Raw genomic sequence first — 12398 nt, 5'->3', positions numbered from 1 at the left:
TGCTAAGGCAGAGGCGATGGGTCCCCGAAGAATCCGGCCAAATGCGCAATTTTTTCTTGTGCATCCAGATGAACAAAATCATGTCCCGCAACCATGACCGAGCCATCGGGCGCCACCATGTGCCACGTAAAATGGACCACGTCATGATGTGATGTCGGGCTGCTGGTAATGTCGACGCGGCCATTCGCATCCTTCAGGACATTCCCAATATGCGCGCACAATTCCTTTCGGCCCGAAACATCAGCGGTTGGATCTACATATCTACCATTTTCCGCGAAGCACTGCGTCAGCAATTCAAGGCGCTTATTCGCATCAGTTTCCTGCCAGGCAGCTCCATACTTGGCTATTGTCCGGGTCAGTTCCTTCATGTGACTTCTCCGCATCCAAAAGGCATGACATACCTGTGACTATATCAGTGTGATGAGTGATGGCCATTTTGGAACAAGTTTTTTGGGGTAAAATAATACCTATTTTTTAACCTGCTGTAATTACTTAATTAAATCACGCTTGCACGTATTGACCGTTGATTGCAGTAGGTCTAAACCCCATCCATCGAATTCGGGCCGCTCCGCCAGGGGCGGTCTTTCACATCAAACAGGACTATCCTGCCATGAAAACCTTTTCTGCAACACCTGCAGACATCGACAAGAAATGGATCCTGATCGACGCCGAGGGCGTTGTTCTGGGCCGTCTTGCCTCGATCGTCGCCATGCGTCTGCGTGGCAAGCACAAAGCGTCGTTCACCCCGAACATGGACATGGGCGACAATGTCATCGTAATCAACGCTGACAAAATCCAGATGACCGGCAAGAAGCGCGAAGAGAACTTCTACTGGCATACTGGCCACCCGGGCGGCATCAAATCGCGCACCAAGCAGCAGATCCTCGAGGGTGCACACCCCGAGCGCGTCGTGACCCAGGCGGTCAAGCGCATGCTGCCGGGCAACCGTCTGGCGCGCCAGCAGATGACCAACCTGCGCGTTTACGCCGGTGCCGAGCACCCGCACGAAGCCCAGGCCCCCGAAGTTCTGGACGTTAAGTCCATGAACAAGAAAAACACCCGGAGCTAATGACCGATGGCTGATCAGATCAATACTCTCGAAGAGCTGAGCGCCGTCGCAGGCGTTGAAACCGTGGCCGAAGAAGTCATCGTGCGTGAACCCGTGCGTGACGAACTGGGTCGCTCTTATGCAACCGGCAAGCGTAAAGACGCTGTTGCCCGCGTTTGGATCAAGCCGGGTTCCGGCAAGGTTACCGTGAACGGCAAGGATCAGGACGTCTACTTTGCACGTCCCGTTCTGCAGCTGATCCTGCGCCAGCCGTTCCAGGTTGCCGGCGTGGAAGGTGAGTTCGACGTTGTCGCAACCGTCAAAGGCGGTGGCCTGACCGGTCAGGCCGGTGCGGTCAAGCACGGCATCTCGAAAGCACTGCAGCTGTACGATCCCAGCCTGCGCGGCGCCCTGAAAGCCGCTGGCTTCCTGACCCGCGACAGCCGCGTTGTGGAACGTAAGAAGTTCGGTAAGCGCAAGGCACGCCGTTCGTTCCAGTTCTCGAAGCGTTAATAAGCTACAGAGATTCAGAATTCAGACGGTCGCAAGAAATTGCGACCGTTTTTTTGTTCAGGCGATTGCGCCAGTTGCAGGTGATAAACCGCTGGTTTCGTCTGAACGCAGGTTAATGTTCAGCTTTGCTTTGTTGTACCGCCGCTTCGGCGAGGCCCATGAACCTTTGCCTAATCTGATCAAGTTTGCGCTTGTTCATACGGCGCGACCAGCGGCGTATGGGTATCATCTGCTTGCTGCCAAAACTGTCGATCCATACCCACCGCCCGGACCCGTCAGAGTACGACTGATAGACAATATTTCCAGCATTCTTGTTGCTGATAAGGACCTGTTCTTCGACCAACATGTCAAAGTGTTTGTTCAGTGAATCCAGATGTTCCTGCGTTAGACGCCCGCTTTGGGCCAGCTCCTTTAGGCTGGGTGACAATTGGCCGTCCGGTTCCGAGATGCGCTCGTACATCAGCGCAAGACCCAGATTGGTTTGGATCACGCCGCGGACTTCACAGACCGGAATAGGTTCGTCTCGGTTCTGATAGCGAACCATCAGGTCAAAGGACTCATGAAATTCGCGCAAGAACCCTTTGAACACCGTAGACCGGCGAAAAAGACGGTCGAACAAGGTGTCCGTCACCAGGTTGGCGTTTTCGTCCTGGGTATGCGGTTGCGGAATTTTCAGAAGCGTGTCCGGCGAGTCAGGGTGTTGATAAACAAACTGACGGTTTCCCTGCGCTATGACTTCGCAGTTTTGCAGGTTCAGCCGATTTTCGATTCGAGATGTAGCCATACCGCCAGATAATAACAGTTTCGTGACAGCGCAAGCTTAGCGGGTGCCGAGATCAGCGCCATGCACCCAATATGCAAGACCCGCCCAAGCGGGCGGGTCGTAGTTGCTGAATTCAGGTAAGGAGTTTCCCTGAGCTATTCCTCATAGACCAGTTTCCAGGCTCCGTCTTCAACCACGTTGACATAGACTGAATCGGCGCCCTGATGATCTTCGGGACCGAATGACATGTGATTCCCGATCAACTCGTCCTGATAGTCCAACGTTTCCATCGCGGCGATGAAGCTGTCGTGCGTCAGATCAGGGCCTGCGGCTTCAAGCGCCATGACCATCATTTCCGCCGCTGAATACCCCAGCATCGCAAAGCCCACCGGGTCTTCGCCGGTAGCCGCTTTGTATTCTTCAATGAAGGCTGCGGGCGCAGGTTCATCTGCCCGCGCCCACAAGTCCTGCCAGGAGGCTGCGGCGTAAAAGCCTTCGGTCACGCCGCCGGGCACCTGGGCGACCACGGTCAGGAAGCTGGCCGAGGTGCCGAGGAATTTCATATCCTCAAGGCCCATCTTCTTGGCAGTGCCCACAACGGTTATCGCCTGCCTTACCCCAAGCGCTATCGTCACGATATCGCATCCTTCATCCCGCAATTTGCTGAGCGAGCCGACGAAATCCGTCTCATCCGGCTTGTGCGTGGTCTCGGCGACAAAGCTGATGCCTGCTTCTTCGGCACCTGCCTTCGTTCCTTCAAGGATTTCTTCCCCGAAGTCTGTCGGCAGATACATGCTGCACACCGCCTGAGACCCGAACTGACCGGCCAGATACTTCACACCAACACGGCTTTGATCGAAGTAGGTCGAGAAGGACGTGAATTTGTTGCGCATTGGCTCCTGCAACATCTGACGCGCGGCTGTCAGAGGGGCAACGTTGGGAATCCCTTTTGGATCCAACAGCTTGAATCCCGCCAAGTTCATTGGCGTTCCCAGCGATTGCAGCATGGCAAAAACCTTGTCGCGATTCAGCAGCTTGTTATAGCCCTGCATGGCGCGTGGCATCTGATAACCGTTGTCTTCGACGACAAAGCGGATGGTCCGGCCATGAACGCCACCTTCGGCGTTCACTCGGTCAAAGACCACATTTGCGCCCTTCGTGGCAGGAACACCAACTGCAGCGAAGATCCCGCTCAGATCATTGACCGAACCGATGACGATTTCGCTATCTGTGACGCCCTGCGTTTCGGCCATCGCCAGATTCGGCGAAACCGACAGGGCGGCGAATGCTGCCAGTCCTTTCATCACGTTCTTCATATTCATCCTCCCTTTGGCGTACACCATGCCTATTCGTACATATTTTCAATGAGATGTGTGTACTTCTTTTCAACTAAACTCCGTTTGAGCTTCATGGTGGCGGTCAGTTCGTCGTCATCGGCGGTCAGCAGAACGTCGATAAGGCGAAAGTCCTTGATCTGCTCAACGCGGGCAAAGTCGTCGTTGACCGACGATACTTCAGCGCCAATCAAATCCCTTATTTCGGGGGCTGCACACAGGGACGCAAAGCTTGAAAACGGGATTTTCCGGCCTTGCGCGTATTTTTCTACGTTTTCCTGATCAATCATGATCAGGGCGGTCAGATACTTGCGCTGATCCCCGATGATGACCGCGTCCGAAATGTAGTGGCTGAACTTCAGACGGCTTTCAATTTCGGCCGGAGTAACGTTCTTGCCGCCAGCAGTGATTATGATGTCTTTCAGGCGTCCCGTGATGGACACAAAGCCATCTTCGTCGATGCGGCCCATATCGCCTGTCTTAAGCCAGCCGTCGGCCGTAAATGTCTCGGCCGTTTTTGCGTTGTTGCGCCAGTAACCCTGGAAGATGTTTAACCCCTTGATCTGAATTTCGCCTTCGTCCGAAATCCGGATGTCATTGTTTGCTACGGCCTTGCCAATTGAACCGATCTTGTTGTCTGTCAGCGTGTTGATGGACGCCAGCCCGGCTGTTTCCGTCATGCCGAACCCTTCGATCAACGGCACGCCGATGGCCCAGTACCATTTCAGCAGCTCTTGCGAGATCGGCGCTGCCCCTGTGCCACCGCGTCGAATTCGATCCAGCCCCAGCATACGCCTGAGATTTCGCAACACCAGCCTGTCCCACAGCCAAAAGCGCGCGGAAATGCCCATCGGAACAGGCCTGCCGGAAAGCAGGTATTCAGCGCGGCGGTAGCCGGCCTTCAGGGCCATTCCATAGGCTGCGCGTCCTATCGGCGTAGCCTCCTGCGCCATGATCTGAACGTGTGAGAAGATTTTCTCCCATACCCGCGGAACCGCCGTGAAGGTTGTGGGTGAAACTTCCTGCAGGTTGGCAAAAACCGTCTCCGGGCTTTCCGCGAAGTTCACCGTGCACTTCGCGGCCAGAGGGAAGAATACCGATACATCCCGCTCCAGAATGTGACACAGAGGCAGGAAACAAAGCTGTTCGTCACTGGCCATGGTCGGCATGGAGTGCGCTCCGGCTTCGATGGCGGCCAGAATGTTCTCGTGACTCAGCATTGCGCCTTTCGGCATTCCGGTGGTGCCGGACGTGTAGACCAGCAATGCCGTATCCGGAGGAGAGGCTTTGGCAATTTCTGCCGAAAACCGATCCGGTTCTTCTGCAGCGGCCTGTCTCCCGATCTCATACAGGTCATCGACCATCAGGCAATGTGGATGATCCAGATCGTGCAGGCCTTCGTCCTCAAGGATGATGACCTTCAGAAGACCGGGAACGTCGCCTTGTATCTCGAGATACTTGTCCAGATGCTCTTCGTTTTCAACAATCAGAAACCGGCTGCCGCTGTCATTTATCAAATAGTTCAACTGCTTGGCCGATTCAGTTGTATAAACCCCCGAGGCGATGCCACCGACGGCCTGAATGCCCATGTCGAACCAGGCCCATTCTTTGCGGTTCTCGGAAAGGATTGAAACGACCTCGCCCCGTTGCAGGCCAAGTTTCCGCAGTCCAAGCCCGATCCATTCGGCATGTTTCCAGTAGTCATTCCACGAGTAGGACTTCCAGATGCCATAATCCTTTTCGCGGTGCGCCGTCCGGCTGCCCAGTTCCAAACAGCGTTTTCGGAACAACTGACCGATGGTGATGCAACCATCCACGCAAACCGGGCGCTGACCTGGCATTGCATTGTACTGAACACCGTTGATCGTCGTCTGAGGGGGCAGGGGGCTGATATTCATCCGCCTACCTCCACGTCTTTCTGCGCTTCCAACGGCGGTTTTCGCGCGCACCGTCCTCTTGCACGCCCAGATAGAAGTTCCGGACATCGTCGGATTTCATCAGATCGCCGGAAGGCCCGTCCATGACGATGCGGCCGACTTCCATCACATATCCATAATGTGCCAGTTCCAGCGCTGCGTTTGCGTTCTGTTCAACCAGCATCATCGTCATGTTCTGTTCTTCGTTCAGACGTTTCAGGATGCCAAAAATCTCCTGCACCAAAATGGGTGATAGCCCCAACGACGGCTCATCCAGCAGCATGATCTTCGGGTTCGCCATCAGCCCGCGCCCGATTGCCAGCATTTGCTGTTGCCCCCCCGACAGCGTCCCGGCCTCCTGATGCCGCCTTTCTTTCAGGATCGGGAAATAGGAAAAAACCAGTTCCCGGTCCTGCTCGACACGTGTTGTGTCGGTCGAAGTATAGGCTCCAAGGCTTAGGTTCTCATCCACTGTCAGCAACGGAAAAACTTCGCGCCCTTCAGGGACGTGCACAATTCCTTTCCGAACGACGATGTGCGGCTCGGCCCCCTGAATGTCGTGACCTTCAAAGGTGATCTGCCCCTTTTCCGGGTCCATTACACCCGAAATGGTTTTCATCAGGGTCGTCTTGCCAGCACCATTCGCGCCCAGGATGGAAACGATCTGGCCCTCGTGTACCTCCAAAGATACACCGCGTATGGCCATGATCGGGCCATAGAAGCTTTCGACATTGCGGATGGTCAGGATCGGTTCTCTCATGAAGCCTTTCCCAGGTACGCTTCGATAACGGCCGGATGCGACTGAACTTCTGCCGGTGTTCCCAGGGCCAGCCGGGCACCGTCCGCCATGGCCAGAACCCGATCCGACACGCCGGACACCAAACCCATATCATGTTCGACCATCAGCACAGTTATACCCATTTGCCGCCTGATATCGTCGATCCACCACCGCATGTCTGTTGTTTCTTCAACGGAAAGACCCGATGCCGGCTCGTCCAGCATCAAAAGGCCGGGTTCGGTGGCCAATGCCCGCGCTACCTCGACGACTTTGCGGACACCGTAGGGCAGGCCCGATATCATCTTGTCGCGAAAGGCCTGCAGGTCGAGGAATTCAATGATCTCTTCAACCTTCTCACGGTTTTCAATCTCCTGTCTTTTTGCGGACGGTGTGAACAGAACCTGAGAAAGTAAATTAGCTTTACGATGCCGATGCCGCCCGACCAGCAGGTTTTGCAGGACCGTGGCATGCTCGAACAGCTCGATATTCTGGAATGTGCGCGCAACACCAAAACCGGCAACGCCAGAGGGTTTAACCCTCAGCAGATCATGTCCGTCGAATATGACGGATCCGGAAACTGGATCATAAAACCGGGATATCAAGTTGAAAACGGTAGATTTTCCCGCACCATTTGGACCAACGATTGCGAAAACCTCACCCTTTTCAACTGAAAACGACAAGTCATTTACGGCCGTCAGTCCGCCAAACTTGAGGGTGACGTTTTCGAAGTTCAGAAAACTCATCTCAGACGCTCCGTTCTGAGATAGGATTTCTGCCTTTTGAACATATCTCTTCGGTAGAAGGGAAACAGCTCAAACCATGTGCGTATTTTCAGCCAGCGGCCGTAAATGCCCATCGGCTCAAATAGAATGAACCCGATCAGGATCATCCCGAAAATACCAAACTCCAGTCCCGGAATGGCAACCGTGTTCCCGCCGATCAAGGTCCCGACGTATTCCTTTGAAATGGAAAGGAACTGCGGCAGGAAACCAATGACGATCGCGCCCAGAAAGGCACCATGGATTGATCCAAGCCCGCCGATCACGATCATCATCAGCAACTGAATCGAAATCAGGACACTGAAAGTCTCGTTATTAAATGCGCCGGCAAACATGCCCATCAGCGCGCCAGCCCAGCCCGTGACCATGCAGGACAAGGCGAACGAGATCATTTTGGTTCGGGCGATATCCACGCCCATGGCCTGTGCGGATACCTCGGAATCCCGCACGGCGATAAAACTGCGCCCCAAAGGAGTGCGCAGAAGGTTGATATAGCCCAATGTGACAACAACCGAAATTGACAGAACCAGCCAGTAGAACCAGGACGGCGTTGCCCAGCGATCCACCGGATGCCCGAAAATCTCGACCCCGCCCAAATACTTACCCGAGACACCTCCGGTAACGGGTTCGGCCAGCACTATTATGTCGTCCATGAGAATAGACAAAGCCATCGTGAAGATCGCCAGGTAAATCCCATGCAACCGCAGGGCAGGGATGGCAACAGTTACTCCGGCGATGCCGGTCAAAACCCCGGCCAATGGAAACGCGACCATAAACGGAATTCCAGCCTCGATCAGAATGACATTGGCGTAACATCCAACGGCCAGAAAGGCAGCGTGACCCAGACTGACCTGTCCGGTGTGGCCGGTCAGCAGCATCAATCCCAGTCCTGCGACCGCCCAGATCAGAACGTTTGTCAGTTCACCAAGATAGAAATCGTCCAGCCACCAGGGTGCGGCGGCGGCTATGGCAAGCAAGGCCAGGTACATTCCCAACTGGTACCCGTCCTTCCACGGTCTGATGTCCTGCAAGTAACTTGTTTTGAAAACAACCCGCATGATCAGACCTTCTTGATACGTACTTGGCTGAACAATCCGTTGGGTCGGAAAACCAGCACGGCCAGAAGCAAGGCGTAAGGGGCGATCTGGCTGTAACCCGCCGCGATGTAACGGCTTGCAAACGGTTCGATGACCCCAACAATCAACCCACCCGCCAAAGCGCCGGGCAAGCTTCCGAAGCCGCCGATAACGGCAGCCGCGAAGGCCTTGATACCAAGCAGTCCTGTTGTCGGGTCGACCGACCCCTTGGCGGCGAACATAACACCCGCAATAGCTGCGACAACACCTGCCAGTGCCCATACAAAGCCCTGAACGCGCCGCACCGGGATGCCCATGTAATAAGCCGCCAGTTGGTTCTGCGAAGCCCCCTGCATCGCCAGTCCGAGCTTTGTTCTGCTGAAAAACGCGTAAAGACCCCAGGTCAGAACAAAAGTGACGCCAATGACGGCCACGTCTTCCATCCCCAGAACCAGTCCGCCGAACCGGACCTCCTTGCCCGCCAAAGGGTTTTGCAGAGTTTGCGGCTCGTGCCCCCAGATCAAACCGGCGGCGAACCGGATGACAAAGCCCAGAGCAATTGTCAGGATTACAACAGCAGTCTGACTTTCGCCAAACAGGCGTCGGATAATCAGACGCTCGAGCAGATAGCCCAAAGCGCCCATCACCGTGAAGGAAATTGGCAGAGCAAGCCAGAAAGGCAGTCCCATATATTCGGTATTCGTCAGGCCGATGGTCACGAACGCCCCAAGCATCATGAAATCGCCCTGTGCGAAATTCACGGCCTCTGTTGCTTTGTAGATCAGCACAAAGCCAAGCGCGATCAGACCGTAGACACATCCGTTTGCCAACCCGCTGACCAGCAACTGCGCGTTGTCCAAAATCACCTCCCACGTCCGGTATGTCCGGAATCATTGGTGCCCGGTCGTTCAAAGGACGCCGCGGCTTGAGAATACTATGGCGCGATAATCACCGTTTCGTCACTCTTTTTTCGCGGCATTAGTAGGTTGACGGCAAAATTTCCCGAGATAAGCCTTTCTGAAATTTCATTTTTCCAGCGCTCATTCTCCGCAGAGGGCCTTGGGAAAATGGGAACAAGTGCATTGTTGGATAATGCAAGACGGGGGCCGGTCCGGAAACCGACCCCATCAGATTTATTGCTGCGTGAACAGCTGCTGCAGTTCCTGAATTTTCAAAGCAATCGTTTCCGGCGAAGCCTTGATTTCATCCAGAATCTTGATCGTCTGTGTCTTGACGTCTTGAGTCAGAGTGCTTTCTTGAACCGCTGCAACCATCTTGTCATAGTCAAAGTTCTGCAGGGTCAATGCGCCTTCTTCGATCCAGGACGAAAGCAACTCTTGGCCTTCGCTGCTCAGCGATGCGACCTGCTCGCCGGCCTGATCGGCCAGGTCTGTTGCGGTCTGTCCGGCCTGCTCGGCAAGCTCTGCCGCCTGATCCGAGATGGATGAGGCGGCTTCACTGGCCTGCTCCGTTGCGTTTTGCAGCGCTTCGCTGGCGGCATCCTGCACGGCGGATGCAGCTTCGCTGGCCGCGTCGGCTGCATCCTCGGCGGCCGATTGCAACTGTTCTGCCGGTGTCGGCTCGGGTTGGTTCAGGATGTAATAGGCGCCTGCGCCAATGGCGGCGATGGCGATTCCGATAATTAAAGTGCGCGACATGAGTGTCTCCTTCAATTCTACTCGGTCGAGATGGGTCAAATCTACCCTTGGGCAAAGGGGGAAATCTCTGGATTTCTTTGCAAATTCGGATCTTGGGCCACTGCACGCTGATCCGACCGTGCAACAGCGGCAAGAATGTGCCGCCGCACTGTTATTAGGCGTTGCTTCTTTGAAATAGACCGATCCGGTGATTGACGTCGGGCTGTTTAGAAAGAAACACTCTCATGTTTTTCAGGCAATGATTTTGTCTTCTTTCAACCGCGTACAGGCGAATGTTAACGCGACAAAAGCCACAACACGCCGATGCACCAACCTCCTAAGTCGGCTCAAACAATACTTGTGGGGAGTATGGCGGAGAGACAGGCCGCCATTGCCCTGTCGCCTGTCGTCGAACCCCGTAAAAAGTATGACATGTAAACAACAGGTTAAGCCCTGATCGCTGTCAAAGCCTGTTGCGTCCAGCCGCCTGCAATGGCAAAGCCTTTGATGGGTAAGATGATGGGTAAGGAATTTACGATGCCGAAAATAGCGAAGGAACTGACCGCGATCGAAGTGAAGCGACTCGCGCACCCGGGGACCGGGCGGAATCACATGCAGGCCGTCGGGGGCGTCGCGGGCTTGATGCTGCAGCTTGCGCCCAGCGGGGCGAAGACTTGGATCTTGCGCGCGTCGGTCGCTGGCAAGCGCCGCGACATCGGTCTGGGCGGATACCCGGCCGTAACACTGGCGGACGCCCGCGACGCGGCCCGTCAGGCGCGATTGGCGATTGCCGGGGGCGCTGACCCCGTCGAAGATCGCAAAGCCGCCAGAGCGGCCGCCAGAAAGGCGCAGCGCAAAGGCCGCCGGTTCGCCGATGTCATGGAAGAATTTCTGGCCGAAAAGCTGCTGGAATTCGACAATGAAAAACACCGGAAACAGTGGCGCGCGACTTTGGACGCATACGCCCTGCCGGTTCTGGGTGATCTGCCGATCAGCGACATCGACGTGAACGACGTCAAGGCGATGCTGTCACCGATCTGGACGACCAAAACCGAAACGGCCAGCCGGTTGCGCGGCCGGGTCGAAATGGTTCTGGCCTATGCCACGGTCCACGGTTTCAGGGACGGCGACAACCCGGCCCGCTGGAAAGGCAATCTGGACGCGGTTCTGGCAAAACCGTCGAAGGTCGCGAAGGTCACGCACCACCCGGCGCTGCAGATCGCGGACGCCCCCGGCTGGTTCGCCGAAGTCAGCGCCAGATCCGGGACCGCGACCCGGGCGCTGGAATTCATGGCCCTGACCGCCGCCCGTTCTGGCGAAGTCCGGGGCATGGTCTGGGCCGAAGTCGATCTGGACGCGGCCGTCTGGACGATCCCGGCCGACCGGATGAAAGCCGGGCGCGAACATCGCGTGACCCTGACGCCCGCAGCAGTCGCGATCCTGCGCCGCATGGATCAGGGCGCCGACTTCGTCTTCCCGGCCGTCAGGGGCGGCCAGTTGTCCGACGCGGCCCTGTCCGCCTGCATGAAACGCGTACACGCCGCCAGCGGCCCGTTCGTCGATCGCCAAAGCGCCCGCCCGGCGGTCCCCCACGGCCTGCGGTCGACGTTCCGGGACTGGGCGGCCGAACAGGGGATCGATCAGGATCTGGCCGAAATCGCGCTGGCCCACACGGTCGGATCTGATGTCGAACGCGCATACCGCCGGACGGATATGATCGAACGCCGCCGGGCGGTCATGGTCGCGTGGGGTGAATTCCTGCGCGGCGAATCGAAACCGGGCAACGTGACCCGGTTGCAGGCTGGCTGACCGACTTCCCAACGCGTTGGGAAGCCCAGATCCGTAACGCTTCGAAGACCCGCCGCTGCGCGGGTCTTTTCGTGACAGGCGGATCTAAGCCACGGCGGCCGAACGATAATCTTTTTCGGAGTGCGTAAGATATTGATAAATATGAGTTAAACCGGTTGACTGCAGCGCAATCCCGGCCAACGATTAGGCCAGAAACCGCCAAATCTAGGGGGATTACGATATGGCAGAACCGAAAGGAAAATGGTGGACCGACCAGCAGGTCGCGGACCACTACGGGATCAACCGCGCAAGCGTCTGGAACTGGTCGCGGGGCAAACCCGGATTCCCGCAGCCGGTGAAACTGGGCGCGAACACCACGCGCTGGGACGGCGACGCGATCCGCGCCTATGACGAAAGTCTGGCCGCGTGAGCGAACGCCGGAAAGAATGGCCGGAAACCCGGATCGGCAATCAGATCCGATCGGCCAAAAAGCTTGGCTGCGGGATTCGTGTTCAATCGACGTCGGATTTCAAACTGGCCGAAAAGATCGCCCGGGACATGGGGGCCGACATCAAGATCCGTCTGGACCTGCCGCCCGGGAACGCACTATCCGAAAAGGATTGACCGACGCGGCCTGTCCGCGTCAGTCTGAACACTCAGCAACGAAGTTCGGAACGAAACACCCCCGACCAATGGCCGGGGGCGAATAGTAACCGGGCTGTTTCCAGCCACAACATCATGTGTCCACGTATGTTGTAGCCTGAAA

The 12398-nt window shown here is 56.2% G+C and carries 14 protein-coding genes; 5 read left to right on the top strand and 9 right to left on the bottom strand.

Annotation, left to right across the window (positions count from 1 at the left end; genetic code table 11):
* Positions 1 to 2: 2 nt before the first annotated feature.
* The gene (locus tag ACR0J8_RS06935; protein WP_480889337.1) at positions 3 to 368 is read right to left on the bottom strand and encodes a nuclear transport factor 2 family protein; all 366 of its coding nucleotides are present in this window, start codon (positions 366 to 368) and stop codon (positions 3 to 5) included.
* A 242-nt stretch (positions 369 to 610) separates the two neighbouring features.
* Between ACR0J8_RS06935 and rplM the strand changes: the two genes are divergently transcribed.
* The gene (rplM, locus tag ACR0J8_RS06930; RefSeq protein ID WP_039536983.1) at positions 611 to 1069 is read left to right on the top strand and encodes a 50S ribosomal protein L13; all 459 of its coding nucleotides are present in this window, start codon (positions 611 to 613) and stop codon (positions 1067 to 1069) included.
* Positions 1070 to 1075: 6 nt separating this feature from the next.
* Positions 1076 to 1561 (top strand): 30S ribosomal protein S9, encoded by a 486-nt coding sequence (gene rpsI, locus ACR0J8_RS06925; RefSeq protein ID WP_170615060.1) that lies wholly within the window; start codon positions 1076 to 1078, stop codon positions 1559 to 1561.
* A 112-nt stretch (positions 1562 to 1673) separates the two neighbouring features.
* Here the strand turns inward: rpsI and ACR0J8_RS06920 are convergent, their stop codons facing one another.
* The 8 genes from ACR0J8_RS06920 to ACR0J8_RS06885 form a co-directional block, all read right to left on the bottom strand.
* Positions 1674 to 2345 (bottom strand): YrbL family protein, encoded by a 672-nt coding sequence (locus ACR0J8_RS06920; protein ID WP_480524054.1) that lies wholly within the window; start codon positions 2343 to 2345, stop codon positions 1674 to 1676.
* 134 nt (positions 2346 to 2479) lie between these two features.
* Positions 2480 to 3640 carry an ABC transporter substrate-binding protein gene (locus ACR0J8_RS06915; protein WP_480524056.1) on the bottom strand — a complete coding sequence of 387 codons (1161 nt, stop codon included), beginning with the start codon at positions 3638 to 3640 and terminating at the stop codon, positions 2480 to 2482.
* 29 nt (positions 3641 to 3669) lie between these two features.
* Positions 3670 to 5556, bottom strand: a complete 1887-nt coding sequence (locus ACR0J8_RS06910; protein WP_480889333.1) for an AMP-dependent synthetase/ligase — start codon at positions 5554 to 5556, stop codon at positions 3670 to 3672.
* A gap of 4 nt (positions 5557 to 5560) precedes the next feature.
* Positions 5561 to 6334: an ABC transporter ATP-binding protein gene (locus ACR0J8_RS06905; RefSeq protein WP_480524060.1), complete on the bottom strand. Its 774-nt coding sequence runs from the start codon at positions 6332 to 6334 to the stop codon at positions 5561 to 5563.
* Complete coding sequence (locus ACR0J8_RS06900) at positions 6331 to 7095, bottom strand: ABC transporter ATP-binding protein (RefSeq protein WP_480524062.1); 765 nt, start codon at positions 7093 to 7095, stop codon at positions 6331 to 6333. Before ACR0J8_RS06900 ends, ACR0J8_RS06905 begins: the two co-directional genes overlap by 4 nt.
* Positions 7092 to 8189 (bottom strand): branched-chain amino acid ABC transporter permease, encoded by a 1098-nt coding sequence (locus tag ACR0J8_RS06895; protein WP_480524064.1) that lies wholly within the window; start codon positions 8187 to 8189, stop codon positions 7092 to 7094. Before ACR0J8_RS06895 ends, ACR0J8_RS06900 begins: the two co-directional genes overlap by 4 nt.
* A gap of 2 nt (positions 8190 to 8191) precedes the next feature.
* On the bottom strand, positions 8192 to 9067 hold the full coding sequence (locus ACR0J8_RS06890; protein ID WP_480889498.1) for a branched-chain amino acid ABC transporter permease: 876 nt from the start codon (positions 9065 to 9067) through the stop codon (positions 8192 to 8194).
* A 273-nt stretch (positions 9068 to 9340) separates the two neighbouring features.
* Positions 9341 to 9865, bottom strand: coding sequence for a hypothetical protein (locus ACR0J8_RS06885; RefSeq protein WP_170615052.1), 525 nt, complete (start codon positions 9863 to 9865; stop codon positions 9341 to 9343).
* Positions 9866 to 10336: 471 nt separating this feature from the next.
* Here ACR0J8_RS06885 and ACR0J8_RS06880 point away from each other — a divergent pair, with 471 nt between their 5' ends.
* The 3 genes from ACR0J8_RS06880 (at position 10337) to ACR0J8_RS06870 (ending at position 12256) form a co-directional block, all read left to right on the top strand.
* Positions 10337 to 11653, top strand: coding sequence for a tyrosine-type recombinase/integrase (locus ACR0J8_RS06880; RefSeq protein ID WP_480889326.1), 1317 nt, complete (start codon positions 10337 to 10339; stop codon positions 11651 to 11653).
* 220 nt (positions 11654 to 11873) lie between these two features.
* Complete coding sequence (locus ACR0J8_RS06875; RefSeq protein ID WP_480889323.1) at positions 11874 to 12062, top strand: helix-turn-helix transcriptional regulator; 189 nt, start codon at positions 11874 to 11876, stop codon at positions 12060 to 12062.
* On the top strand, positions 12059 to 12256 hold the full coding sequence (locus tag ACR0J8_RS06870; RefSeq protein ID WP_480889319.1) for a hypothetical protein: 198 nt from the start codon (positions 12059 to 12061) through the stop codon (positions 12254 to 12256). The genes ACR0J8_RS06875 and ACR0J8_RS06870 overlap by 4 nt, the downstream gene beginning before the upstream one ends.
* Positions 12257 to 12398 lie beyond the last annotated feature (142 nt).

Source organism: Ruegeria sp. N11, from assembly GCF_056531525.1.
This window is presented reverse-complemented; position numbering and strand designations above follow the sequence as displayed.

Excerpts from the sequence above, each read along its gene's own strand:
- ACR0J8_RS06885 (WP_170615052.1), bottom strand. The coding sequence starts at position 9,865 with ATGTCGCGCACTTTAATTATCGGAATCGCCATCGCCGCCATTGGCGCA.
- ACR0J8_RS06875 (WP_480889323.1), top strand. The coding sequence starts at position 11,874 with ATGGCAGAACCGAAAGGAAAATGGTGGACCGACCAGCAGGTCGCGGAC.
- ACR0J8_RS06880 (WP_480889326.1), top strand. The coding sequence starts at position 10,337 with ATGGCAAAGCCTTTGATGGGTAAGATGATGGGTAAGGAATTTACGATG.
- rpsI (WP_170615060.1), top strand. The coding sequence starts at position 1,076 with ATGGCTGATCAGATCAATACTCTCGAAGAGCTGAGCGCCGTCGCAGGC.
- ACR0J8_RS06905 (WP_480524060.1), bottom strand. The coding sequence starts at position 6,334 with ATGAGAGAACCGATCCTGACCATCCGCAATGTCGAAAGCTTCTATGGC.
- ACR0J8_RS06920 (WP_480524054.1), bottom strand. The coding sequence starts at position 2,345 with ATGGCTACATCTCGAATCGAAAATCGGCTGAACCTGCAAAACTGCGAA.
- ACR0J8_RS06895 (WP_480524064.1), bottom strand. The coding sequence starts at position 8,189 with ATGCGGGTTGTTTTCAAAACAAGTTACTTGCAGGACATCAGACCGTGG.
- ACR0J8_RS06910 (WP_480889333.1), bottom strand. The coding sequence starts at position 5,556 with ATGAATATCAGCCCCCTGCCCCCTCAGACGACGATCAACGGTGTTCAG.
- ACR0J8_RS06935 (WP_480889337.1), bottom strand. The coding sequence starts at position 368 with ATGAAGGAACTGACCCGGACAATAGCCAAGTATGGAGCTGCCTGGCAG.
- ACR0J8_RS06900 (WP_480524062.1), bottom strand. The coding sequence starts at position 7,095 with ATGAGTTTTCTGAACTTCGAAAACGTCACCCTCAAGTTTGGCGGACTG.
- ACR0J8_RS06915 (WP_480524056.1), bottom strand. The coding sequence starts at position 3,640 with ATGAAGAACGTGATGAAAGGACTGGCAGCATTCGCCGCCCTGTCGGTT.
- rplM (WP_039536983.1), top strand. The coding sequence starts at position 611 with ATGAAAACCTTTTCTGCAACACCTGCAGACATCGACAAGAAATGGATC.